We start from the raw sequence: 23,673 nt of genomic DNA, 5'->3' as shown, positions 1-23,673 counted from the left end.
GTTGAATATAAAAGATTTTACGGTCGAATGGTAGTGTGACCGTGATAAATTCTCCCGCTGGAAATCTTCATCGTCCAGCATTTATTCAACGACCGTATCGACCGACAGGAAAGGACAATGTATGCCCCTTAAAATTCGCCGAGCCACTGCTGCGGATGCAAAAGCCATCGCGGGGTTCAATTCCGCACTGGCGTTGGAAACTGAGCATCTGGAACTGGAGCACAAGCGGCTGCTGCGCGGTGTTCTCTCACTGTTGAACGACCCTTCAAAGGGGTACTACATCCTCGCCGAGGTTGACGGTGCGATCGCCGGGCAGCTTATGATCACCTTTGAATGGAGCGATTGGCGCGCGGCGACATTCTGGTGGGTGCAGAGTGTCTATGTTGCTCCCGAATTTCGCAGCGCCGGAGTCTTCACCCGGCTTTTTCAGTATATTGAAAATGCCGCGCGGAAAAAGAAGTCCGTCTGCGGAATACGGCTCTACGTCGAGCACAACAACAACCGCGCGATGCAAGCCTACGAACGCCTTGGAATGAAGAAAGCGAATTACGGCCTCTACGAGATCGACTTTGTTATCAAACGATCTTGAATAACCAGGAATGAACAACGGGCCTTTTCGTTCGATTGTCCATATTCCATGTTGCCTCTTCCATTTTACGCCCCCCTACTCTTCCCATCTCTTGACGATCGTCATATTCTGATGATTGCAGATTGTCTGCCCTTCGGGGGTGAAGAGAAAATCCAGCCTGTTTTTGTAAAACTCGGTGATCCGTCCGCGGACCATTTTCATGGTGCTGTTCATGAAACCGTTCTGCTCGGTGAACCCCTCCCCCAGCACTGCGACCGCCGACGGAAGCCACCTCGACGGAAACATTCCGGCATGCCCGCCGCCGTCACGGTACGCATCGATTTCGGATTCAAGCATGTGCAGGACCGCCTCTTGTCCTTCAGTGCTACGACAGGAAAGTTGTTTCTCCTTCAACCACTGCAGGCAATTGTCGCGGTTCGGCACGACAAGTCCGACGGTATAGGGGGATTGGTTATTATAAAGAAGGATTTGTTCTATGAAGCGCGAATAACCGGCAACCGTTTCTTCTATTCCTTCCGGACTGTATTTCTCTCCGTCGTTCGCGATCAACAAACTTTTATTTCGCCCCAGGACGTACAAGAAACCGTCTTCATCAAGGTAGCCAAGGTCGCCGGTGTACAGCCAGCCCTCGCGGATCGTTTCTCGCGTTGCCTTTTCATTCTTCCAGTATCCGGCCATGACGTTTTCCCCTTTGACGACGATTTCGCCGCGCTGCCCGACGGGAAGCGCATTTCCCTTGTCGTCGCAAATTTTCAATTCGAGGTTCGGAACAACGCTTCCGGAAGAGCCGAGTTTGTGTTTTTGAGGGACATTCGCGGAAATAACCGGGGAGGACTCTGATAGTCCGTACCCCTGGTACATCGGTATTCCGATCGCGTAAAAAAATCGCTGCAGCTCGATGTCGAGAAGCGCTCCCCCTCCGATGAAGAACTCCAGCCTGCCGCCGAAATTTTCCCGTATTCTGCTGAAAAGGATCTTATCGAAGATCATGTACAGCGGCTTCTTCAAAATGCGCAGACCTTTTCCCCTGTTCCAGCCGTTGCCGTTATAGTCGTACGCGACCTCCAGCGCTTTCTTAAAGAGTTTTTCAACCTTCGGCCCCTTTTCTTTGATGCCGTTCTCAATATTTTTCCGGAAATTTTTCGCCAGCGTCGGCACGCTCAGAAGGAACGTTGGTTTCGATTCTTTGATGTTGGTCGGAATATTTTTCAGCGACTCCATCGCCGTCTTGCCTGTCTGCACCGAGGCCATGCTCGCCCCGTTTTTCATCAGCGTATAAATCCCTGCAGTATGGGCAAAACAATGGTCCCACGGAAGGATCAAAAGCGAACAATAGTGCTGGGGAATCTTCAGGAGCCCGGAAGCTTGCTCAACGTTGGATGTGTAATTGCGGTGGGTGAGGATGATTCCCTTGGGGTCGGCGGTGGTTCCGGAGGTGTAGCAAATATTTGCGGGATCGCCCTCAAGAAGCGACTCCCATGCAATCCGGAAGGAATCGGCATCCCCATCGAGATACCGTTGTCCCGTTTCGTACAATTCTTCAAGGGGTATCTCATCGTCGTCGTACTTTTCTGCCTGATCGAGGAGGATTATTTTCTCAAGGTCCGGCAAATCGCTTTTGAGCTGTTTGATCTTGCACGCCTGGGTTGCCGATACGATCGCCATCCGGCAGCCGGAATGGGCGAGCCGAAATTTCAGCTCCGGCTGCTCGTTCAGTTTCACCGACAGCGGCACATTCACCGCGCCGGTATAGAGAATGCCGAGTTCGCTGATCACCCAATCGTTTCTTCCCTCGGCGATCAGTGCGATCCTGTCCCCCTTTTTAACGCCGAAGCTCAATAAGCCGGCGGCGAAGTCATGGACATGGCTGCGCGTTTGAAGGTATGTCATCCCCTTATAGACATCGTCCTTCTTCTCCCATAAGAGAATGTTCGTGCGAAATTTTTCGACGCTTGTCTCGAAAAGGCGCGGGATCGTTCGCTGCATTATTGTTCTGGCTTTAAGAATCTCTTAGTACCTCTGCGGTGCGGTTTTAGAAAGGGGAGCTGCCGCCGTAGACAGAAGAAGTTTTTCCGGAGAACGGTCATCGACGATACGTCGACGCATGGGAGAAAATTCCCCCCGCAGTCTCCTTCCATGGCGGCGCTCGCCTCATTGCGGGGGTTCGTCGTTCCTGATCGGCGCAATAATTAACGATAGCCGCCCCTGGATCCGCCCCGCTCTTCTCTGGGCCGAGCTTCATTCACCGTCAGTTTTCTTCCTTTCAGTTCCTTGCCGTTCAGTCCTGCAATGGCCGCATCAGCTTCAGCTTTCGCCGGCATCTCGACAAAGCAGAAGCCCTTGGGCTGACGGGTCATCCTGTCCATGATAACATGGACCGACTCAACTTGACCGAACGCCTGAAATGCCTGACGTACATCGTCTTCGCTCGCATCGCGAGACAGGTTTCCAACAAAAATATTCACAGTATTCTCCTTGATGATTGTTGATAGGGATCCAGCGCTTGAATTACACTCCTCAGAACACGCTCACTTTGACATACTTGGATGGATTTTCACGCAAATCCTTCACAAGCAGATTAAGGTTCGACGCGAGGCTGTCGATGTCGTTATACAATTTTTCTTCCTGCACAAGCTTGCCGATCGTTCCCTGCCCTCGTTCGATTTTACGAAGGACAACGTCGAGCGATTGTGTCGTCGATTTAAGATTTTCCGACGCTTGCTGGAGGTTATTCGTCACCTCGCGGATCGCCGCCATGCTTGTATCGACATTATTCCGCTGGGCAAGCGCGATGGTATCGAGGCTCACCGCAAATCGGGATAGATTCGCGGAGAACACGCCAAAATTTCCGATCGCGAAATCCAGGCGCTGCCCTTCATCGTGAATGATCCGCTCAAGCTCGGCGGATGAACGATTGACGTCCGCAAGAATGCCCTGGATGTTCCCGCGTGTTTTCTCGTCGAATGTCGTATTGACCCGTTCGAGGATGCCGAGCACGTTTGACGAGATCGGCGCAAGTGTTGAAGTCAGCTCGGTCAGGTCGGCTTCGTACGATCCGGTCAGCGTGTCGCCGCTGTGAAGCACCGCCGGCTCCAACCCTGGCGTGATCGCGATCAGTTTTCCCCCCATCAGGCTGGAGCTCTTGATATACGCCTTCGAATCGACGGGAAACTGCACTTTGTTCTGGATCTGTACTTTCACCGCGATGGCATTCCCGACGAGCTTCATTTCCTCGACTTTGCCGACCGAAAGGCCGGCGATCGTTATCGGATCCCCTTCCTGAAGGCCGTTGACGTTGTTGTAAAAAATCGTGAGCGTGTATTCGCGTTTTTGGAAATCGACGCCGCGAAGATAGATCACTCCTCCCACAAAGACCACCACCGCTGCGAAAATCACCATGCCGAGTTTAATTTCGTTGCTGAGCTTCATGAGCGATGTCCTTCTGCCATTGGCAAAGAACTGTTGATGTATTTTCGGACTTCTTCGTCCCCGCTGTTCTGAATGTCGTCGCGGGTACCGGTCATGAGTGTCGCGCCGTTTTCGAGCACGGCGAACCGGTCCCCCACGACAAACGCGCTGTGAATGTCGTGCGTCACTACGACCGATGTGATCCCGAGCTTCATTCTCATGTCTTTGATGAGAAGGTTGATCCCGTCGGCAGTTTCCATGTCGAGGCCGGTGGTCGGTTCGTCGTACAGGACGTACCGCGGCGTCAATGCGATCGCCCTTGCCAGGCCGACGCGCTTCTTCATCCCCCCGCTCAACGATGACGGCATCACGTGCTCCACGTTATCGAGCCCGACGACATGCAGGGCGTACTGGAGGCTTTCCTTGATTTCCTTGTCCGTCCATCCGGTGTGACGGCGAAGCGAGAGTGCGATATTCTCGCCGACGGTCATCGAGTCGAACAGCGCGGCTCCTTGGAACAGAAACCCGAACTTGAACCTCAGCGCCCTCAGTTCTTTGTAGGTCATCGTCGTTACATCTTTGCCGTCAACCTCGATCGATCCCGCATCGGGCTTGATGAGGCCGATGATCATTTTCAGCAGGACGCTTTTCCCTCCGCCGCTGCGTCCCAGCACCACGGTCGTTTCCTTGTTCGACACATCGAACGTCACCCCGCGCAGCACCTGTTTCTCCCCGAACTTCTTCCAGATATTTTTGATGCGGATCATCCGGCGAACGGGGGAAGAACGTGTGAATGAAAAATCATCGGTGCCTCTCTCATTGCCTGCCTCAGTTTCACAGCAGTACTGACGCAAGAATGAAATCCATGACCACCACGGCAAGGCACGTCAGCACGACGGTCCGCATCGTCGCCTTGCCGACCCCTTCAGACCCTCCTTCAACAAAATATCCCTGATAGCATGCGACCGAGGTGATGGTGAAGCCGAAGAAATTCGCTTTGATAATGCCGAAGACGGCATCCCAGGTTTCAAAAGAATTTTTCATCCCTTTGATGAACGCCTCCGCGGGGATGTTCGCTACGGCGACGGACCCGATCAACCCGCCGAGAATCGCAACAAGATCGCCAAAGATGATCAGAATGGGAAACATCATCATGCCGGCGATCACGCGCGGCGTAACGAGGTATGAAATTGAATCGAACGCCAGCGCTTCCAGCGCATCGACCTGTTCTGTCACGCGCATCGTGCCGAGCTCGGCGGTGATCGTCGCGCCGACCTTTCCTGCGAGAACGAGAGCGGTCATGAGCGGCGTCAGCTCGAGGAGGACCGATTTCACGACGAGGCTGCCGACCACGGCGCGCGGGATCCAGTCATATAACTGGTAGGCGGACTGGACGGCGGTGACCATCCCGACGAACGCGCTGACAAAGACGACGATCGGGATGGAGTCGTTTCCGATGCTCACCATTTGCTGGTAGATGTTCCTGGAGTATTCTTTTGCGTTGTGAATGTTGCGAAGCGTCCACCACATCAGGGCACAATACTTGCCGAGGTGCCCGAAAAATTTGCTGCTATGTTCCCCTATGAACGCAAAGAATGTAAAGCGGCGGTCATCAACAATTCCGGGATCTATTTCCGCCATGTGCGCGGCTGTCGAAAATGACACTCTCAGTGTGGAAGGTCTTTGATGCTGCGGTAAATATTGAAAAATGCCCCGTGAAAATCAAGGAGAAGGGCAGAAACAACGAAGCGGCGATTGTTTCGAACAATCACCGCTTCGGTTCTTTCGTTTTGACGATGCCTTATTGCTCTTTCTCGAACGTGTACGAGCTCACGCGGATATCGAATGTTTGTCCGGGACGATAATGGTGTTCGTGCGGTCCGGGGAGCGGCCGGAGTACCTCGACCGTCGCCCAGCATCCCATAACGTTATGCACGCGCGCTTCGTACAGCGGGGTGCCGTCCAGGATGCACTCGTATTTCTTCCCCGGTGTCGGCGCTTCCACCGCTGAATGTGTATGTCTGCTTTCTGTTATCATGATATCCGCCGCGGTTTTACGTTCATCATGGTACCGGCGGTTTCGGCGTCTGTTTCATTCTCCGGTACAACAGCAGGAGAACGACGAGGACGACGAGCGCGATGATGATATACAACAGCGTATGTCCGGGTTCGACGGATGAACGCCACACGTCGACCTTGGCTTTGATCTGGCCGAACTGCGCGTCGGTCACGATGGAATTATTCTGGAGGAGCGGCGCCCACGTCGGCATCAGCTCGCCGTTCCAGACGCTGTCCACAAATACCGAGTAGATGTCGTGGCGCGTCGCTTCCGTCCGCTGATTGTTGTTCTGGATCTCGTCGTCGATAAACCCGATGACGTTCGCGACGAACTCGTTGCCGTTGTTGAACGGCTTCACGGTCAGGTTATGCTTCGTAAAGATCCCGTTGAGTGACTTCCACAGCGTCGCATCGACCTTGGAACCCCACGCGGCGAGCATGGTGTCGATCGTATTGATCTCCTTCGCGCGGTCTTTTTGCGCGACATAAATTGCAGCAAGCTTTGGACCGAGGCCTTTCCATTCCGCCGCAAATTTCTTCTGCTCGCCGACGATCGTCGCGAGGTCTTTACCCGTCAACGCCGTCGACTCCAGGAATGCAACGTTGTCGACGATCGATTTCTTGATATTGCCGATCACGCTATTGCGCTCGATGTGCGAAGCCACTTTCTGCTTTTCGACGTCCTTCAGCGCGTCAACATTTTTGTCGTACTGCATGAAGATGCTGTCGACCATGGCAAAGATCATCTTGTCCCTGTCGGCAATGTTGGACCGAAGCTTCGTCACGAGGGCGTTGAGCGAGTCGACCGTTTTTTGATCCTGCACTTTCGACGCTCTCAGTTCCTGGATCTCTTTCAGCAGCGAGCCGTTCTCGTTGCTCAGCTTTTCCACTTCAGCGGAAAGCTCTTTCACCTGAGTCTCCAGCGCGGCGATCTTCGAGACGGCTTCCTGGATAATGCCGAGTTTATTCTGCGCATACGCCAGCTGGCCGTGCACCATTTCGACCTTCTTCTGGAAATCGTCCGGGTACAGCGTTTTATCGAGGAGGGCTTTGTACGGCTCGTATTCTTTTTCGAGCGCGTCGATGTTCACGCTGATTTCCGCGCACTCCTGAACGGTCTGGGCCGTTTCAATGGCCTTTGTCAGCTCTTTGTACTTCTTGTTGAACGTTTGAGATATCTCATAATCGGATTGTTCCTGCGCGAACGAGAGCGCGCAGGCCATCGCCACGGTCAACGCCAGAATGACGCTCAGTCGTTTCGTTTTCATTTTTGACCTCCTTGCTCGATGCCGCTCTTTGTCAGAAGTATCGGTTTGTCCTTGCCGTTGAGGAGATGGATGGCGGCTCCGCCTTTCGAAGCGGCGTTAAAGGCCGGCGACGTCAGCCCCGTTTCGGAGACCGGTATTTTCTTTTCCAGCTTCAGTTTTCCCTCATCCGGCGCAAAGACATACACGTTCTTGAATTTCGCCGCCGTCATGAAGTAGTAGCCGTCCATATCCCGGATCATGCGGAGCTCAACACCCTCCACGTGCACCGAGTCCTTGGTCTCTTCGAACAACAGCGGTTTGACGTTGAACGATATGAAATAACGGGCTTCTTCGACGTTCCCTTTTCCGTCAACGGAAAGAACGCTCTCGACCGGCCATTGGTAATGCACCGGCGCCAGCGTCAGCGACGAGCAGCCGAACGCCGCGAAGCAAAGGATAAAGCAAGACAAAACGAAAAGAGGTTTCATGCTGGCTCCTTACTGATTGATAGATGGTAATGAAGTTTGGCGAAGGGGTGATGAATAAATTCCCACCAATGTAGTGAAGCGTGCCCTGAGATGCAAGGTGAACGGTCCACTGCTGTGATTCGCGGCAAAGGAATCCTACTTTTTCTTCTTTGCCGGTTTGGTTATGGGCCGGCTTCCTCTCTCGCTGAAACTCCGTTCCCGATCAGAGATCGGGAACGAGGAAACGACTGCCGGCGGCTGTGGTTCGCGGCAACCGGAACTCATTTTTTCCTTTTTGCCGGTTTGGACTTTGCTTTGGGCGGACTCGTTTTCGCCCCCTTCTTTTTCTTGTCCGCCGAAGCTTTTTCGGGGGAAGATCCTCCCTTGCCGTTGGCGTCGGGCGAAGCGGGCTTTTCCTCTTTTTCCGGCGCATCGCTCTGTTCTTCATCCTCGGGCGTGACCACGGCAACGTCGGCGATGCGGTCGCCGCCGTCCAATCGGATCAGGCGGACTCCCTGCGTGTTCCGTCCGCTCAGCCGGATCTCTGTCGCATCCTGGCGGATCACCATCCCGCCGGAGGTCACGACAACGATGTCGTCGGTCTCAAGAACTTCTTTGATAGCGATCATTTTTCCCGTCTTGTCGGTGGCGTTCACCGTGTAGATCCCCTTGCCGCCGCGATGGCTCACGCGGTATCCCGATACTTCCGAGCGCTTGCCGTAGCCGTTTTCCGTTGCAATAAGAATCGTCGTGCTTGCCCGTTTCAGCGCAACAGCGCCGATGACAAAATCTCCTTTTTCGAGGCGGATAGCACGGACGCCGGCAGCCGTCCGTCCCATTTCGCGGACCTCCCCTTCGTGGAACCGGATCGCAAGTCCTTCATGCGTTCCAATGATGATGTCGCTCGTTCCGTCCGTCAGCTTGACGTCCTTCAGCAGATCCTTTTTCCTCAGCGAGATCGCTGCGATGCCGTTCTTGCGGGGATTGCTGAACTCGGCGAGCGAGGTCTTCTTCACGAGCCCCTGTTCCGTCACCATCAGAACAAAATTTTTCTCGCTGAAATCTTTGACGCTGACGAACGCCGTGATGTTTTCCGCCGGGTCTTTGGAGATCAGGTTGACGATCGATTTTCCTTTCGCGACGCGGCCTCCCTCGGGGATCTCAAAAACTTTCAGCCAGTAACATTGCCCCTGATCCGTAAAGAAGAGGATATAATTATGCGTGCTCGCGATGAACATATGTTCGATGAAATCATCTTCGCGGGAAGCGGCGCCGGTGACCCCTTTTCCTCCGCGCGATTGCCGCCGGTAGCCGCTCACCGGAAAGCGTTTGATGAAGCCGCCATGGCTGATCGTAATGACGACTTCTTCCTGCGCGATCATGTCTTCGATGCGGAATTCTTCGAAGTCGTAGACAATTTCCGTCCGGCGCGGGTCGGCGTATTTTTCCCGCATGGCAAGCAGTTCCTCTCTGATGATCTGGAGCTGGAGCTGTTTGCTGGCGAGGATCGCCTTGAGTTTCGTGATCAGCTTGATCGTCTCTCGGTACTCGTCTTCAACTTTCTTCCGCTCCAGGCCGGTCAGTTTCTGCAGGCGCATGTCGAGGATCGCTTTAGCCTGGATCTCCGACAGTTTGAACTTCTTCATCAACCCGGTCTTCGCCGTCTCGACATCCTTCGATGCCTTGATCAGCTTGATGATGGCATCGATGTTGTCCAGCGCGATGATGTAGCCTTCGAGGATGTGCGCCCGGGCTTCGGCCGCGTCGAGGTCGAATTTCGTTCGGCGGACAATGACCTCGTTCCGGTGTTCGATGTATTTCTGGATCATCTCCCGCAGCGTCAGGATGCGCGGCCGGCCGTCGACCAGCGCAAGCATGATGACGCCGAAGGTGGTCTGCATCTGCGTATGCTTGTAGAGATTGTTGAGGATGACCGCGGCGTTGGCGTCGCGCTTCAGGTCCACCACGATCCGCAGGCCGTCGCGGTCCGATTCGTCGCGGATATCCGAAATGTCCTCGAGCTTCTTCTCGCGCATCAGCTCGGCGATCTTTTCGATCAGGCTTGCTTTGTTGACCTGGTACGGAATTTCGGAGATGATGATGCTCTGACGGTCGTTCTTGCCGGTTTCGATGTTCGCCTTTGCACGGACGATGATCCTTCCGCGGCCGGTGGTGTAGGCCTCCTTGACTCCCTCATACCCGTAGATGATCCCGCCCGTCGGGAAGTCGGGAGCTTTGACGATCTTCATCAATTTCTCGTTGTCGATCGCGGTGTCCTTGATGTACGCGATGCATCCGTCGATCACCTCGCCGAGGTTGTGCGGCGGAATGTTCGTTGCCATGCCAACGGCGATGCCGCTGGCGCCGTTGACGAGAAGGTTGGGGATCTGCGCGGGGAGAACCGACGGTTCCTGGAGCGTGTCGTCAAAGTTCGGAGTGAACGCGACCGTGTTTTTTTCCAGGTCGCGCAGCATCTCTTCGGAGATGCGCGAAAGGCGGACCTCGGTATACCGCATCGCCGCGGGAGAATCGCCGTCGACCGAGCCGAAATTTCCCTGTCCGTCGACCAGCATGTAGCGCATCGAAAAATCCTGCGCCATGCGGACGATGGTGTCGTAGACCGCCGAATCGCCGTGCGGATGATACTTGCCGAGCACTTCTCCGACGACGCGGGCGCTTTTTTTGTAGGCCCGGTTCGAAGCGAGTCCGAGCTCGTTCATCCCGTACAGCACGCGGCGGTGCACCGGTTTCAATCCGTCGCGCACGTCGGGGAGCGCGCGCGCAACGATGACGGACATCGAATAATCGATGTACGAGCCGCGCATTTCATCTTCGATATCTACGGGGACGATCTTCTCGTTCGCTGTTGCCATGCCTTTATGATCTCAGTGGTTAAATTTACACATCCAGGTTGCGGACATACTTTGAATTCTTTTCGATGAACTCGCGCCGCGGCTCGACCTCATCCCCCATCAAAATAGAGAAGGTCCGGTCTGCATCGGCGGCGTTTTCAATGCTTACTTGCAGAATCGTGCGGGTCTCCGGGTTCATCGTCGTCGACCAGAGCTGTTCGGGGTTCATTTCTCCGAGGCCCTTGAAGCGGGAAATGACCGAACCGTTCTTCGATACCGCTCCCTCTTCGGCGACTTCAACGATCTCTTCCTCTTCCTCGGCCGCTTTTTTCTTGTCGGGCTTTTCGCTCTTGAGACGCTTCAGGATCTCATCCCGTTCTTCTTCGTCGTAGGCGTAAAATTCCTGCTTGCCCTTCTTGACCTTGTAGAGCGGCGGCTGAGCGATGTAGACATGGCCGAGGTCGAGGAGCTGCTTCATGTACCGGAAAAAGAGGGTCAGCAGAAGGGTGCGGATGTGCGAGCCGTCGACGTCCGCGTCGCACATGAGGATGATCTTATTGTAGCGGATCTTTGCCGGGTCAAAATCGTCGCCGACGCCTGCGCCGATCGCGGTGAAGATGTTTCGGATCTCTTCATTCTCAAGGATCTTGTGGAGGCGGGCCTTTTCGACGTTCAAGATTTTTCCCTTCAGCGGGAGGATGGCCTGAAAGCGCCTGTCGCGCCCCTGCTTCGCGCTGCCGCCCGCCGAATCCCCTTCGACAAGATAGAGCTCACAATGCTCGGGGTCGTTGATGGAACAGTCGGCCAGTTTTCCCGGAAGGCCGCCGCCGTCGAGCGCATTTTTCCGGCGGGTGAGGTCGCGCGCTTTTCGCGCGGCTTCGCGCGCCTCGGCGGCGCGGAGGCTCTTCTCGATGATCCTTTTCGCATCTCCCGGATTTTGTTCGAGCCAGTTCCCGAGTTCCTGCCCCACAACGGACTCGACGATGCTCTTGACCTCGCTGTTGCCTAATTTCGTTTTCGTCTGCCCCTCGAACTGCGGCTCCGGGACCTTCACGCTGACGACCGCCGTGAGCCCTTCGCGGAAATCGTCGCCGGTCAGCGTGATCTTGTCCTCTTTGACGAGGTTATTCTTGTAGCCGTAATTGTTGAGCGTGCGGGTGAGCGCCGTGCGGAATCCGACGAGATGCGTCCCCCCTTCATGCGTGTTGATGTTGTTGACGTACGAAAAAACATTTTCGGAATACTGGTCGTTGTACTGGAACGACACTTCCACCTCGACCATGCGCCCGTTCTCGTCCTTGTCCGAACCCTTTGCGTACACGGGCTTCCTCATCACCGACGGGCGCGTCGCGTCGATGTATTGCACGAATTCGACGATGCCCCCTTCAAAGTGGAAGCGTTCGGTCTGTTCCTGCTTCGAGCGGAGGTCGGTGATCTCGAGCGACACTTCTTTGTTGAGGAATGCAAGCTCGCGGAGGCGTTCGGCGAGCGTTTCAAACTTGAAGGCGCGGTTCTTGAAAATCGAACCGTCGGGAAGGAACGTCGTCTTTGTACCGGTCTTTCCTTTTTCCGCCTTGCCGATCACCTTCACCGGATCGACGGGGTCCCCTTTTTTATACTTCTGGTAAAAAGTCTTTCCGTCGCGGTAGACTTCCACTTCGAGCCATTCGCTCAGCGCATTCACCACCGACACGCCGACGCCGTGCAGCCCGCCGGATACTTTGTAGGTATTCTTGTCGAATTTCCCGCCTGCATGGAGCACCGTCATGACGACCTCGAGCGCCGAGCGGTTTTCCTGCGCATGAATATCCGTCGGAATCCCCCGTCCGTCGTCGATCACCGTCACGCTTCCGTCCTTGTTGATCTTGACGTCGATGTTCTTGCAGTAGCCGGCCAGCGCTTCGTCGATCGAATTGTCGACGACCTCATACACAAGGTGATGAAGCCCGCGCGCGCTGACGTCGCCGATATACATCGCGGGACGGCGCCGGACGGCTTCCAGTCCCTTCAGTACGGTAATGTCCTCTGCGGTGTATTCGCCGTTCGATCGTTTGGTCTTTGCCTTTGTTGTTGCTTCAGCCACGTGATGGTCCGTTCAATTGTTTATCGAAACCGTATGTCTTTGATGGAATCCGAGTTCATTGCTGCATGAACTTTGTCTAAAATTTCTTTTTTACGAAAGGTCAGTTCTGTGCGCCACGGCGCCGCCGATACCTTCACAATGAGGATATCTTTGTCAATTCGATCGACGCTGGTCAGTCCGGCAATCTGCTCGCCGACGATCGACGGCCACAGCGGTACAATGTCGTATTGCTGCAGCTTCTTCTGCAGCCCGAGCTGACGCATCAGGCCGTCGATCACGGTTCCGAGCGTTTCAGGGGGGCTCTGTGTCATGCCGCTGCCTCGTGCCGCTCATAGGCCGCGGCGCCGTTGAGAATCGAGAATTTCCGCCGCGCATCGTCCCATCGGATCGTGCCGTGAAATACCTGCTCGTTCGTCGTCGTGATGAACGACTGCCCGAGCGAATCGATGAGCGCGAGCAGTTTTCGCGAACGGGTATCGTCCAATTCCGTGAACACATCGTCCAGCAAGATCACCGGCGTTTCCGCGCATCGTTCCTTGAGGTAGAAGAATTCGGCGATCTTCAGCGCGATCAAAAACGTCTTGTGCTGGCCCTGCGAGGCAAAGGCTCGCAGCTGCAGTCCGTTCAACGAGAACACCGCTTCGTCCCTGTGCGGACCGACAAGCGTTGTGCCTATCCTCAATTCATCGCGCCGTTTCTCTCCGAGCTTCGCCCGGATGCGTTTGCCGACCTCTTCGTGCGACTCATTTGCCGACAGGGCGATCTGCGGAACGTACTCGACGGCCGGTGTCTCCGTCTCCTGCGCGACCGCCGCGTACGCGCGCGTAATGAACGGCGCAAATTCCTCAAAAAAAGAGGCCCGCTTCAAAAAAACTTTGGCCCCGTGAGCGCTCAGCGTTTCGTCCCAGGGCTCGAGCAACGCGGCGCTCCCGATCCCACGGTTCACGTCCGACAAAATCTTGTTCCGCTGGCGGAGCGCCCGCCGGTACTCGAGCATCTCTTCGACATAGACCTTGCTCGACTGCGAGATCACCAGGTCCATGAACCTCCGCCGGTCGGACGGGGTCCCGAAGGTGATGTTGTTGTTCTCCGGCGAAAGGACGACGATCGGGAACTGCCCGATAACAGATGAGAACGTCTCGGGTTCGTTTCCGTCGATGAACACTTTCTTTTGATTCGTCCGGGAGTCGAAAGCAACGCGAACGTCGTGCTCAACGCCGACGTCGGAGAGCAGTGTCCCCTTGATCTCGAAAAATTCTTTTCCCTGCTGCAGGGCGGTGGTATCGGAACTTGCGTAAAAACTTTTTGTCAGGCAAAGGAACGAGAGGGCTTCCAGCACATTCGTTTTACCGTGACCGTTGTCCCCCATGAATGCGTTCGTCGTCAGCCCAAAGTCCAGCTCTGTGCAGTCGTGGTTCCGGAACTGGCGGAGCTGTGCGCGCACGATCTTCATACGGTATGTGCGGCCCTCTTAATTGTTCAACCTCACCGGCATGATGAGCATGAGGACGTCTTCCTTGTCCCGCTGCGGCCGCGGGGAAACGATCCCCGCCCGCGTCGGGGAGCTGAATTTGAAGACTGCTTCATCCGATTCAAGGTGCGCCAGAACGTCGACAACGTAGCTCGAGTTGAAACCGATCTCCATCTCGCCGGCCGAGTACTCGCACGGAATCGTTTCCCGCGCCTCGCTCCCGAAATCGACATCCTCTGCCGCGATCGTCAGCTCGTTCTTTGCAAGCGACATGCGGATCTGATGCGTCGTCGAGCTCGAGTAGAGCGACACGCGCCGCACGGACGAGAGCATCTGGTCCTTGCTCACGACGAGCGTCTTGTCGTTGTCGAGAGGAATGACGGTCTCGTAATTCGGATAATTTTCCTCGATGAGGCGCGAGATCAGCGTCGTGCCGTCGAACTGGAACATGATATGAGAATCGTTCACCAAAATTTTGCTTTTTCCCTCTTCCGCCAGCTTTGCCACGAGCGCCAATGCCTTCGACGGTATGACAATGTCTTTCTTGAATTTCGGCGAGGCAAACGTTCTGTTGATGGTGCGTACCAGCCGGTGTCCGTCCGTCGCCACGGCGCGAATTTCCGTCTCCTTAAGCTGAAAGAGAACACCCATCATCGCCGGCCGCAGCTCGTCCGTGCTGACGGCAAAAGATGTTTTGCCGATCAGGTAGCGGAGCGTTTCTGCGTCCATACCGATCTCATTGTCTCCTTTGAACTGCGGCACGGTCGGAAATTCCTCGCTCGATTCGCCGGTGAGCGAATATTCGCCGTTCTCCGTCGCCATTTTGATCTTATTGTTTTCCGTGTCGATCGAAAAAACCACCTGAACATCCGGCAGCGCGCGGATCGTATCAACGATTCTCTTTGCGGGAATAGCGATGATGCCGTCTTCCGTCCCTTTCACGTTCAGGGCAACGGTCATCGAGATCTCGAGGTCGGTCGCCGTGATCTTCAGAACATTTTTGGCAGTTTCAAACAGGAGATTTTCAAGGATGGGGAGGGTCGAACGCGTGGGCACAACACCGATAGTCTTCGATAACGCTTTCTGCAATTCGCTGCTGGTAACGGAAAATTTCATGGAGATCTCCTTGCGTGAAAGGCACTGCTGGGTTGTGAATTTCTATCTCAAAATATACCAAGATTCCGGACGAAATTCAAGGAGAGAACGATGTTAAAGCGGGGCTTTTGCCGGGTAAAACGAAGAGTTTGATCCGCCGCTGTTCTTCACGCTGCGCGATCGGATCGTGCGCCTTCATATCGGCTGCATCTGGAAATTCAAGCGGCAGAAATCATTGAAAGAACAGCGTCGATGGACTCTCTGCCAAAAAGAATGCGATCTATTTCTTTGCCGTCAGCCAGCCGTTGTCGCTCAGCCAGTCCGCCATCCGCTGCGGCCACGTTTTGATCGAGTTCAACTGCGAACGATCCCCCATGTTGAACGCATGTTTCCCCTGCGCGTAGAGATGCGCTTCCATCGGTACTCTCGCCGCTCTGTATCTTTGAATCAGTTTTACGATCGGTTCCGAACAGCACTCATCGTCGTTTGCGGCGACCATGAACGCAGGGGGAGCATCCGGCGGAACGACGTCGGGGATCCCATTCGGCCCCGGATAGACGAGCATCTGGAAATTCGGTTTTGCATTTAACCGATCGACCGGATCGGGAGCGTTCGGGTCACCCGAACCGCCGGCGTATGCGACAAGCGCGGCAACCTCTCCGCCGGCAGAGAAGCCGAGGATGCCGATGCGCGATGGGTCGATGTTCCACTCCTTCGCATGGCTCCGCACCATTCGCATCGCTCTATACACGTCCTGCTTTACATGATCCATTGTGTATGGAGAATTTTCCTCTCGAATCAGCCTGTACTTGAGCACAATCGCCGTCACGCCAAGGCCGTTCAAGTACATTGCCGGGTCGCGCCCTTCGGGATTGATCACGAGCTGGCTGTGTCCGCCGCCGGGACACACAACGACCGCAGCGCCGTTCGCTTTTTCCTTTTCCGGCAAATAGACCATGAGCGATGGATTGTGGATGTTCTTCACCCACCAGTCTTTCGAGATTTCCGGCTCGTTGCGGCGGGACTCGAAACCGGGGGCTCCGTTTTCCCAAAGCGGGACGACGAAATATGTCGCCTGCGCAAACGCTGCGCTTTGAGGAATGAAAAAAGCTGAGAGGAACAAAAAGGCGATCCGGACGAATGTATGGTTTTTCATGGAGGAACTTGTTCTTGGCTGATATGAGGGGTTCTGGCGGCTTTTTTACATCGTCTTCAATCTGTTCTCGGCGATCCATTCGGCACTCTTCTCCGCGATCGCGAGGATGGTCATCTGCGGGTTCACGCCAAGAGATGTCGGCGTTACGCTTCCGTCGATGACAAACAATCCCCTGACGTCGTGGGTTTCACAATGAGAGTCCACCACCGATTGGAGCGGATGTTCGGCCATCCGGCAGGTGCCGAGCGGATGGGCGCTGTAAAGCGCGATTTCATTCGCCCCCCATTCAGCGTTCGCGAGAGCGCTGTCGATTTCTGCGGGGGACGAAAATTCCATTTTTTGTGAATGAAGCGTCATGACCCGTTTTGCTCCCGCAGCAAAGTGAATTTTCGCGGCAACGTTCAATCCTTCCTTCAGATAACCAAGGTCCCGTCCGCCGGCTTCATACGAAATAGACGGACGACCGTAGCTATTCAGCGTCACCGATCCCTCCGAATCTATTTCTTTCACCAGGACGATCGAAGCTCCTATGTTCGGATATTTCCTCATCAATTCTTTGTGCGCATTGCCGAATCCGGGAATTGCGAGGCTTGCAAGGGTCGGGTAGACCGGAACGGCTTCGATCCAGAAACCGCCCCCGTCCTTATTCTTGTTGAGGAACTCGCTGCACAGCGCCGACTGCGGTATGCCGCCAGCCGGATAGATAATGCGGTCATACACGCCAAGCACGGCCGAGGTGAGATGGAATGTCAAATGGTTGCCGACCTCGCCGCTGGAGTTGGCGAGTCCCGAGCGGAGCAGCAGCGCCGGCGAATGGATGGCGCTTGCCGCAACGATGACAACCGGCGCTTCGATAATGAAGTCCGTTTTTACTTTCTGGGCGGATTGATCGACGACGGAGCCGAATACCCGTTTAAGGCGTCCGCTGACGTCGATCTCATCGGCGCAGAAATTTGCAAAGACCGCTGCTCCCGCTTTCACCGCATCGGGGATGTATGTTACATTCACGGAGAGCTTCGCGTCGAACGGACAGCCGAGCCCGCATGCTCCGGCCCTCTTACAGTCGCGCGTATTCCTGCCGGATGCCTCTGCATGGTAACCGAGCTTCCGCGCGCCGTCGAGAATGATGCGGTTGTTCGGATTGTGATATTCCTCCGGTTCGACGTGCACGTTGAGATATTTTTCGATCCTCTCAAAATACGGCTCGAGGTCCTTCGACGAAAGTCCGCGCACGTCAAATGTCTTTGCCCACTTCTCGAGGACAAAATCGGGGGTTCGCAGCGACGTCGTCCAGTTGACCGTAGAGCTTCCGCCGATGCATTTCCCCTGCAGCACGGTCACGGCAAGGTCGCCCGTCGCCTGCCCCGCGCGCTCGCGGTAGAGATTCTGATAGGCGGTTTGTTCCGTCATATCGAAATCGCCGCTCGTAAAGTATCCCCCCTCCTCAAGAACGATGACTTTTTTGCCCGCTTCGGCCAGAACTTTCGCGCTCGCGCCTCCGCCGCATCCGGAGCCGATGATGCAGACGTCGGCGCTTTCACGGACAGGCTTTGAAATATCTTTCGATTGGATGATCATCGTATCGTTCGTTTCACGGCAGAGATTCCATAGCTATTTGTTGCCGCCGGCTCTTTCCCACGGCAGGAACATTCCGTCGTAGTGAACTTCATCCCAGGAGCGGCTGTCGGTGTAGAACAAGCTGAGGCTGACGCGCTTGAGAGCCTGGAATGCCGTGCGGCGGAAGGAGAGCGTGCTTGTCATCCAGCTGTGCAAATAGGCATCCTGGTCGGAGGGGGACATCTCCACGAAACTTGAGAAGCGAAAATCGAAAAGAAAGGCGAAGAGGGCCCCGTTGAAGACCGTCAATAATTGATGAAATTGATCCTGAATTTCCGGCTCGGCATCCGCAAGAAATGCGTCCGCCCTGAGGGAAACGTTGATGACGTCGGTGCCTGGATGCCCGTCCGCCGGATCACCGACGATGCGGGCGGCGACATTTTTCATGATCAGAAATTCCATCGGCGAGAAGAATTTCAGCGGCTGCCCGGTTTCAGAGACGGCGGCGTACGCGTTTTCGAAAGGAAGAAATTTTGCCGCAGAAAGTGCGGCGATGCCGAACAACGTTTTTTTGAGGAAACTTCTTCGTGAAGCGCTGGCGGTCATGAGAAGACGGCGATGGTTACAGGATCGAATAGAGCTGCATTGTCCGTACGATAAAGAGATTTGCGATCACGAGATTGATTCCGTGCGCCGTGTAACAAAGCGGGCAGTGTGTCTTCAGCCGGTAGACGAGCGCAAGGACGAGATACAGTCCCAGCCCGACGGACAGCAGGGACGCAATAAGGAACGGCATCTCAAACCCGCGGATTGGGACGAAAAGAATCGCGCCGTAGTAGATCATGCCGAGGATGCTGTTCGGGATGCCGAGCACTCTCGCCTCCGTCGCGTCCAGAATCCGGAGACACGCCGTCCGCTCCATTCTGCAAAACAAGGGGATCCATTTACTGTCCGCTTCAACCAGACGATAATACACCAGTGAAAAGTACGATGAGATTCCGAGGCCGGCAAGTGCACACGAACATAGAAGCATCTCAACCATGCTTGAAAGTATGAATCATTCGACCGAGAATCAAATGACGCCGGCTTTCGCTGGAAAACGGCGGCATTGAATAAACTTTTCGTATATTGCTTTGTCTCTTTATTGAGAGCGGTCAAAACTTTATCGACCGGTCGTGTGTTATACTTCATACCAGGGGCGCCGTTTACCGTCAACAGAATTACGTACCACAAAAGGATCGCTGCATGAAAAAGAACGTTGGGCTGTGGATGCTCGTCGGCATCATTGCCGGGCTCGGACTTGGGTTCTTCGTCAACGACAACATCTACCTCAAGATCAACAAGAACATGGATGAGTTCGCCCAGGTCTACAAAGAAATCACCATGAACTATGTCGACGAAATAGACCCCGAAAAATTCATGCACGCCGGGATCGACGGCATGCTAGAAACGCTCGACCCGTACACCGTTTTCTACGGAGACAAAGAGGGGGAAGAGATCGATCTCATCACCCACGGGGAGTACGGGGGCGTTGGCATTTCCATCGGCACGCGCGACGGCTACATCATCGTCATCGCTCCCATGGACGGTTATTCCGCGCAGAAGCAGGGGATCCGCGCCGGCGACCGGATCATTGAGATCGACGGGCAGAAAATCTTCAACACGAACCCCGATTCCGTGCGGAGCATGGTGCGCGGTGAGCCCGGGACCGAGGTAAAGATGAAGGTCGAACGCGAGGGAGAAAAGGAGCCGCTTGACTTCGTCCTTGTGCGCGAAGAGATCCAGGTCAACAACGTGACCTATTCCGGGTACATCGGCAACGGCATCGGGTACATCCGTCTCGAACGGTTCTCGCGCCGCGCCGGCGACGAAGTCCATCAAGCATTGCGGGAATTGAAGGCGAAGGGGGACCTCCGCGGCGTGATCCTCGACCTGCGCAACAACCCGGGAGGATTGCTCGAAGCCGCCGTCGACATCGTCAGCCAGTTCAACCCGAAAGGAAGCACGATCGTCACGACGAAGGGACGGAGAAGCGACGATGAAAAAACGTACGTCGTCCCCGACGATCCGATCGCCGGCGATATTCCGCTTGCCGTCCTCATCAACAAGAACAGCGCAAGCGCCAGCGAGATCGTCGCCGGAGCGATCCAGGACCTCGACCGCGGCATTCTGATCGGCACACGGTCGTTTGGCAAGGGGCTGGTGCAGACCGTGACGCAGCTCGGCTACAACACGTCGCTGAAGATCACGACGGCACGCTATTACACGCCGAGCGGACGAAGCATCCAGGAGATCGACTACCGGCATAAGAACAGCGACGGAGTCTTTCTTGTGACGCCCGACAGCCTGCGCCATGAGTTCGCCACAAAACACGGCAGGCAATTTCTCGACGCCGGCGGCATCACCCCCGACTCGACGATCCCCGATGCGGAACACAGCGCGCTCGCGCAAGAGCTGATCCAGCGGGCGATGTTCTTCATGTTCGCAACGCACTATGTCTCCCAGCATCCCGACGGCAGCGGAGATTTCACCGTTGACGACGCTCTGCTGAGGCAATTCGAGTCGTATGTCAAAGAAAAGAAGTTCGACTTCAAGGACGATGCCGAAGAGAAGTTTTCGGAGCTGAAGGATGCGGTCGCGAAAGAAAATTACGGGGATGCGCTGACCCCTTCGCTCGACGCCGTCGGAGAGCAGCTTCAGAAAGAACGCGCGAGTGCATTCGCGCGGCATGCGGACGAACTCCGCGAAGAACTCCGCGAGGAAATTGTCGGCCGGTATGCCGGCGATAAAGGAAGGATCAAGGCATCGCTTGAATCGGACGTCCAGGTGCAGGCGGCGGCAAAGCTGCTCGCTTCAAAAAAAGTATACGTCGCGCTCCTTGCCCCTGAAAAAAAACACCGTTAAGAGGCCGGCGTCTCTTACGCCCTGATTTGGTTGTTGACTGTCTCGAGGTATTTTTCCATCCTCCCCAAAAAGACAAGGTAGGCGTTCATCCAGTCGGTCGGCGTGACCGGTTTTTTCCCGATGCAATCGTTGAAGATCTTCTGGATGCTCTGCGCGAGTTTGTGTTTTCCCACCTCGACGACAAATTCAACGTCAGAATGGTAGTACATGTAAATATCCTGGATGTCGTTGGAGATCTTTGCGTCGACCTTGGCTTTCGACGCCAGCGGATGATCCACCTTCTGTGCGCTGGATGACTCGTAAATCAAAAGATTCCACATATCCATGACGCTCTTGAAATCGTTCTCATTCTGGCATTCCACCTCCGGCAAAAGGGCGGAGCACTTTGCGGTCTCGGCCGTTGTCTTGTAAAGAGGGAACCCTTCCAGGTACTGCGCGACAACATTGATCACCTCGCGCTTCGCGAGCACGCGCAGGGTGACCGAGCGGACATCATTCTTGAGCTTCCTCTCCGCAACGGCGATCGACTGCTGCGTTCCGGCCTGGGCCGACTGCTTTGCCCGCTCAAGCTTCGTCTTATAGTCCGCCGATTGCTTTTCCTCCGCCTTCGCCTCCAGCACTGCTTTTCGGATCTCAGGGGGAAACTCATCGTAGCGGCGCGCGCCGTTGAGGATGTTGCCGATCGGCTCTGACCGTGCCTTGAAAATCCCGAGCAGCGTTGTGATGAACCGGTCCTTATACAACGCGCTGAAGTGCTGAAGGTCGGCGATCACGTAAAGGTCCTCGCCGACGGTTGAGAGAAGCGTGTTGAATGTGTCCGCTACGCGGACGATCCCTGATTTTTTGTCGTCGAGTGAACGGAGGGTAAAATCAAGGCCGGCTACGGTGGTATCGAATATAACGGTGCGCTTCGTGCAGAGCCGAATGGACCCGAGCGCCGCAATTTCGACGTCGTTCATTTGATTGGCCCTCAGGACCTCGCGCAAATAGGTCACCTGTCCGCTGGCGGGCGCGACGATCAGAATATCCGACTGTGTTGTCGTGCCGTTCACAAGGGCGTGTTTGATGCATTCGACGACGCGCTTTGCGCTGGCGTCGTTGTACGGAAGTATTTTCTTTTTCCCCAGGTATTGAAGCGACGTGCCGCGTTGATCGTCGGTGCCGATGAAAAAAATTCTCCCTTTCATTCCCTGCGGGACCGGCGTTCCGTTCAGCGCCGAAACGAGACATGCTTCAAACGCCGACGCCGGATAGGCCGGATCGTTCAATTCACAGGCCGTATTTTCCGGCAGTGACTGGAGGGTGAACCGTTTGTGTTCGCTCTCTTCCTGCTGGTAGAACGTAAAATAATTTTTTTGAAGCCATTTTTTCGCCGGCCCGAGCTGGCAGACCGACTGGGGCGGCTGCTCGGTAATGTCGGCGAGGATGAAGCATTGCCCTTCCGCAAGCGAGGCGGCCCAAAAAAATTCGGCAAGGTTCAGCGCATGCGCGTCGTCGATACAGACCACGTCGAACGCCCCGAGCTGTCCCCGCTCCAATTTCAGCGCTTCGTGAAGCGTCGTTGCGAGGCACCGGGCCGATGCACTGTCCGGGGGGTATGTCTGCTGCAGCGAAAGTTTTGTCGCTGCGAGTTTTTCGACCTCTTTTTTTTCTTTCAGCGAAACGGGGAGCTGCATTTCCTTCTTGTACTGTTCTTTCAACAATGTTGCCGCGTGCTCTCTGAGACGAACAACGAGCGCAAGTTTGTCCTGAAGCTGCCCCTGCGCCGCATCGATATCGGCCTTCGAAATCCCCTGCTTCATCCGCTCGAGCATCGATGCCCCCTGGAGCTGCTGCAGCCGTATTTTCAGCTCTTCTGCTTCCGCCGTCGCATCCTCTATCTGCCGTTGTTTTTCATCCCGCCGTTTTATCAAAGAGGCAACCCGGTCGTACTCATGCTCGGCGGCGATCATCGTGACGAGCTTTCTCACTCCTTCGCCGTTCACACCGGAGCCGCTCCCCTTCATCGAATACAGCGGCATCGGCAGCGCCGAAAGGAGACGGATGCCTGAATCGATCACAACGACCGATTCTTCGGCCACAGCTGCATTCAGCGCAACAAGTTCTTCCATGGAGTCATGCAGCCCGCCCGATGAAGGGGTGAGATACAAAACTCTTCTGCCTTCCCGGAGAGCGTTGAGCATTAATGAAGAGGCAACCCCGGTTTTCCCCCGCTTCCGCTCGCCGATGACGAACGAGATTTTCCGGGCAAGCGATTTTTTTACGGCGTTTCGCTGGGACTCGGAAAAGGTGGACGGGAAGATCGGTTCTTTCGGTGTCGGCCGGACATTGTCCGCAAGCCCGCGGTGAATTAGGCGCGTGACGATTTCCTTCGGCTGGATCGTTTCGTACCGTTTCGCAAGGAGTTCGATCTCCTCGGAGGGATTCCATTCGCACGTCATTTCGGAAATCAATTCCCCCGCATCAAGAGGGAGGAGAAAAAATACGAATTGATGATGGACCTCCGCGATGACCGCCGGAAACGAGAGCTGAAGGTTCGTGCCGAGGGTGCATTGTGCGGTGAGCGCCGGTTCAAAGAGAAAATTTTCCGGCGCTTCGAATCGGTACACAGCGCTCTCCTCCAGCCGCAGCATGCGAACGCCGTGCGCCAGGACCGCCTTCTTCGGAAACACGCTCCGGGCTTTCAACTCCTCCGCAAGGGCCTGACGGATGTGCGCAGTCTGTTCCGTGATCGGTTCCATTTAATGAATATCCATCCTCTTCGAATTCGGTGTGCGCCGGGAAAT

At 55.3% G+C, this 23,673-nt stretch carries 20 protein-coding genes; 2 read left to right on the top strand and 18 right to left on the bottom strand.

Annotation, left to right across the window (positions count from 1 at the left end):
• Positions 1 to 121: 121 nt before the first annotated feature.
• Positions 122 to 589, top strand: a complete 468-nt coding sequence (locus VMF88_02550; protein HTY09930.1) for a GNAT family N-acetyltransferase — start codon at positions 122 to 124, stop codon at positions 587 to 589.
• Between the two features lie 75 nt (positions 590 to 664).
• On the opposite strand, the gene VMF88_02545 is transcribed toward VMF88_02550, so the two are convergent.
• The 17 genes from VMF88_02545 to VMF88_02465 all read right to left on the bottom strand — a co-directional run bounded on the left by VMF88_02545 (position 665) and on the right by VMF88_02465 (position 19,025).
• Positions 665 to 2,575, bottom strand: a complete 1,911-nt coding sequence (locus VMF88_02545) for an AMP-binding protein (GenBank protein ID HTY09929.1) — start codon at positions 2,573 to 2,575, stop codon at positions 665 to 667.
• Positions 2,576 to 2,778: 203 nt separating this feature from the next.
• The gene (locus VMF88_02540) at positions 2,779 to 3,054 is read right to left on the bottom strand and encodes an RNA-binding protein (GenBank protein HTY09928.1); all 276 of its coding nucleotides are present in this window, start codon (positions 3,052 to 3,054) and stop codon (positions 2,779 to 2,781) included.
• 52 nt (positions 3,055 to 3,106) lie between these two features.
• Positions 3,107 to 4,018 carry an MlaD family protein gene (locus VMF88_02535; GenBank protein ID HTY09927.1) on the bottom strand — a complete coding sequence of 304 codons (912 nt, stop codon included), beginning with the start codon at positions 4,016 to 4,018 and terminating at the stop codon, positions 3,107 to 3,109.
• Positions 4,015 to 4,764: an ATP-binding cassette domain-containing protein gene (locus VMF88_02530; GenBank protein ID HTY09926.1), complete on the bottom strand. Its 750-nt coding sequence runs from the start codon at positions 4,762 to 4,764 to the stop codon at positions 4,015 to 4,017. The genes VMF88_02535 and VMF88_02530 overlap by 4 nt, the downstream gene beginning before the upstream one ends.
• 67 nt (positions 4,765 to 4,831) lie before the next feature.
• Positions 4,832 to 5,638 carry an ABC transporter permease gene (locus VMF88_02525; GenBank protein ID HTY09925.1) on the bottom strand — a complete coding sequence of 269 codons (807 nt, stop codon included), beginning with the start codon at positions 5,636 to 5,638 and terminating at the stop codon, positions 4,832 to 4,834.
• A 160-nt stretch (positions 5,639 to 5,798) separates the two neighbouring features.
• Positions 5,799 to 6,035 (bottom strand): hypothetical protein, encoded by a 237-nt coding sequence (locus tag VMF88_02520; GenBank protein ID HTY09924.1) that lies wholly within the window; start codon positions 6,033 to 6,035, stop codon positions 5,799 to 5,801.
• 25 nt (positions 6,036 to 6,060) lie between these two features.
• Positions 6,061 to 7,323: a hypothetical protein gene (locus VMF88_02515; protein HTY09923.1), complete on the bottom strand. Its 1,263-nt coding sequence runs from the start codon at positions 7,321 to 7,323 to the stop codon at positions 6,061 to 6,063.
• The gene (locus VMF88_02510; protein ID HTY09922.1) at positions 7,320 to 7,790 is read right to left on the bottom strand and encodes a hypothetical protein; all 471 of its coding nucleotides are present in this window, start codon (positions 7,788 to 7,790) and stop codon (positions 7,320 to 7,322) included. The genes VMF88_02515 and VMF88_02510 overlap by 4 nt, the downstream gene beginning before the upstream one ends.
• A gap of 260 nt (positions 7,791 to 8,050) precedes the next feature.
• A complete protein-coding gene (gyrA, locus tag VMF88_02505; protein ID HTY09921.1) occupies positions 8,051 to 10,642 on the bottom strand; it encodes a DNA gyrase subunit A in 2,592 nt (863 codons plus the stop codon).
• A 25-nt stretch (positions 10,643 to 10,667) separates the two neighbouring features.
• On the bottom strand, positions 10,668 to 12,704 hold the full coding sequence (gyrB, locus tag VMF88_02500; GenBank protein ID HTY09920.1) for a DNA topoisomerase (ATP-hydrolyzing) subunit B: 2,037 nt from the start codon (positions 12,702 to 12,704) through the stop codon (positions 10,668 to 10,670).
• A 20-nt stretch (positions 12,705 to 12,724) separates the two neighbouring features.
• On the bottom strand, positions 12,725 to 13,015 hold the full coding sequence (locus VMF88_02495; protein HTY09919.1) for a DUF721 domain-containing protein: 291 nt from the start codon (positions 13,013 to 13,015) through the stop codon (positions 12,725 to 12,727).
• The gene (locus VMF88_02490; GenBank protein ID HTY09918.1) at positions 13,012 to 14,157 is read right to left on the bottom strand and encodes a DNA replication/repair protein RecF; all 1,146 of its coding nucleotides are present in this window, start codon (positions 14,155 to 14,157) and stop codon (positions 13,012 to 13,014) included. The genes VMF88_02495 and VMF88_02490 overlap by 4 nt, the downstream gene beginning before the upstream one ends.
• A gap of 18 nt (positions 14,158 to 14,175) precedes the next feature.
• The gene (dnaN, locus tag VMF88_02485) at positions 14,176 to 15,291 is read right to left on the bottom strand and encodes a DNA polymerase III subunit beta (GenBank protein HTY09917.1); all 1,116 of its coding nucleotides are present in this window, start codon (positions 15,289 to 15,291) and stop codon (positions 14,176 to 14,178) included.
• A gap of 259 nt (positions 15,292 to 15,550) precedes the next feature.
• Positions 15,551 to 16,426 (bottom strand): alpha/beta hydrolase, encoded by an 876-nt coding sequence (locus tag VMF88_02480; protein ID HTY09916.1) that lies wholly within the window; start codon positions 16,424 to 16,426, stop codon positions 15,551 to 15,553.
• Positions 16,427 to 16,471: 45 nt separating this feature from the next.
• Positions 16,472 to 18,004, bottom strand: a complete 1,533-nt coding sequence (locus VMF88_02475; GenBank protein ID HTY09915.1) for a GMC family oxidoreductase — start codon at positions 18,002 to 18,004, stop codon at positions 16,472 to 16,474.
• A gap of 33 nt (positions 18,005 to 18,037) precedes the next feature.
• Positions 18,038 to 18,589 carry a hypothetical protein gene (locus VMF88_02470; protein ID HTY09914.1) on the bottom strand — a complete coding sequence of 184 codons (552 nt, stop codon included), beginning with the start codon at positions 18,587 to 18,589 and terminating at the stop codon, positions 18,038 to 18,040.
• A gap of 16 nt (positions 18,590 to 18,605) precedes the next feature.
• Complete coding sequence (locus VMF88_02465; GenBank protein ID HTY09913.1) at positions 18,606 to 19,025, bottom strand: vitamin K epoxide reductase family protein; 420 nt, start codon at positions 19,023 to 19,025, stop codon at positions 18,606 to 18,608.
• A 203-nt stretch (positions 19,026 to 19,228) separates the two neighbouring features.
• On the opposite strand from VMF88_02465, the gene VMF88_02460 reads away from it, so the two are divergent.
• Positions 19,229 to 20,887: a S41 family peptidase gene (locus VMF88_02460; GenBank protein HTY09912.1), complete on the top strand. Its 1,659-nt coding sequence runs from the start codon at positions 19,229 to 19,231 to the stop codon at positions 20,885 to 20,887.
• Between the two features lie 14 nt (positions 20,888 to 20,901).
• Here the strand turns inward: VMF88_02460 and VMF88_02455 are convergent, their stop codons facing one another.
• Positions 20,902 to 23,628, bottom strand: a complete 2,727-nt coding sequence (locus VMF88_02455; GenBank protein ID HTY09911.1) for a hypothetical protein — start codon at positions 23,626 to 23,628, stop codon at positions 20,902 to 20,904.
• Between the last annotated feature and the right edge of the window lie 45 nt (positions 23,629 to 23,673).

The organism is Bacteroidota bacterium, assembly GCA_035506275.1.
Classification (GTDB): Bacteria; Bacteroidota; Ignavibacteria; order UBA10030; family UBA8401; genus JAGVPT01.
Note: the sequence above shows the minus strand (reverse complement) of the source record. Positions and strands in the feature narration are given on the sequence as shown.

Bases quoted from the DNA above. Each gene is read 5' to 3' on its own strand.
- VMF88_02490 (HTY09918.1), bottom strand. From the start codon at position 14,157: ATGAAGATCGTGCGCGCACAGCTCCGCCAGTTCCGGAACCACGACTGC.
- VMF88_02545 (HTY09929.1), bottom strand. From the start codon at position 2,575: ATGCAGCGAACGATCCCGCGCCTTTTCGAGACAAGCGTCGAAAAATTT.
- VMF88_02455 (HTY09911.1), bottom strand. From the start codon at position 23,628: ATGGAACCGATCACGGAACAGACTGCGCACATCCGTCAGGCCCTTGCG.
- VMF88_02470 (HTY09914.1), bottom strand. From the start codon at position 18,589: ATGACCGCCAGCGCTTCACGAAGAAGTTTCCTCAAAAAAACGTTGTTC.
- VMF88_02495 (HTY09919.1), bottom strand. From the start codon at position 13,015: ATGACACAGAGCCCCCCTGAAACGCTCGGAACCGTGATCGACGGCCTG.
- VMF88_02550 (HTY09930.1), top strand. From the start codon at position 122: ATGCCCCTTAAAATTCGCCGAGCCACTGCTGCGGATGCAAAAGCCATC.
- VMF88_02535 (HTY09927.1), bottom strand. From the start codon at position 4,018: ATGAAGCTCAGCAACGAAATTAAACTCGGCATGGTGATTTTCGCAGCG.
- VMF88_02465 (HTY09913.1), bottom strand. From the start codon at position 19,025: ATGGTTGAGATGCTTCTATGTTCGTGTGCACTTGCCGGCCTCGGAATC.
- VMF88_02480 (HTY09916.1), bottom strand. From the start codon at position 16,426: ATGAAAAACCATACATTCGTCCGGATCGCCTTTTTGTTCCTCTCAGCT.
- VMF88_02520 (HTY09924.1), bottom strand. From the start codon at position 6,035: ATGATAACAGAAAGCAGACATACACATTCAGCGGTGGAAGCGCCGACA.
- VMF88_02475 (HTY09915.1), bottom strand. From the start codon at position 18,004: ATGATCATCCAATCGAAAGATATTTCAAAGCCTGTCCGTGAAAGCGCC.
- gyrA (HTY09921.1), bottom strand. From the start codon at position 10,642: ATGGCAACAGCGAACGAGAAGATCGTCCCCGTAGATATCGAAGATGAA.
- dnaN (HTY09917.1), bottom strand. From the start codon at position 15,291: ATGAAATTTTCCGTTACCAGCAGCGAATTGCAGAAAGCGTTATCGAAG.
- VMF88_02530 (HTY09926.1), bottom strand. From the start codon at position 4,764: ATGATCCGCATCAAAAATATCTGGAAGAAGTTCGGGGAGAAACAGGTG.
- VMF88_02525 (HTY09925.1), bottom strand. From the start codon at position 5,638: ATGGCGGAAATAGATCCCGGAATTGTTGATGACCGCCGCTTTACATTC.
- VMF88_02460 (HTY09912.1), top strand. From the start codon at position 19,229: ATGAAAAAGAACGTTGGGCTGTGGATGCTCGTCGGCATCATTGCCGGG.
- VMF88_02510 (HTY09922.1), bottom strand. From the start codon at position 7,790: ATGAAACCTCTTTTCGTTTTGTCTTGCTTTATCCTTTGCTTCGCGGCG.
- VMF88_02515 (HTY09923.1), bottom strand. From the start codon at position 7,323: ATGAAAACGAAACGACTGAGCGTCATTCTGGCGTTGACCGTGGCGATG.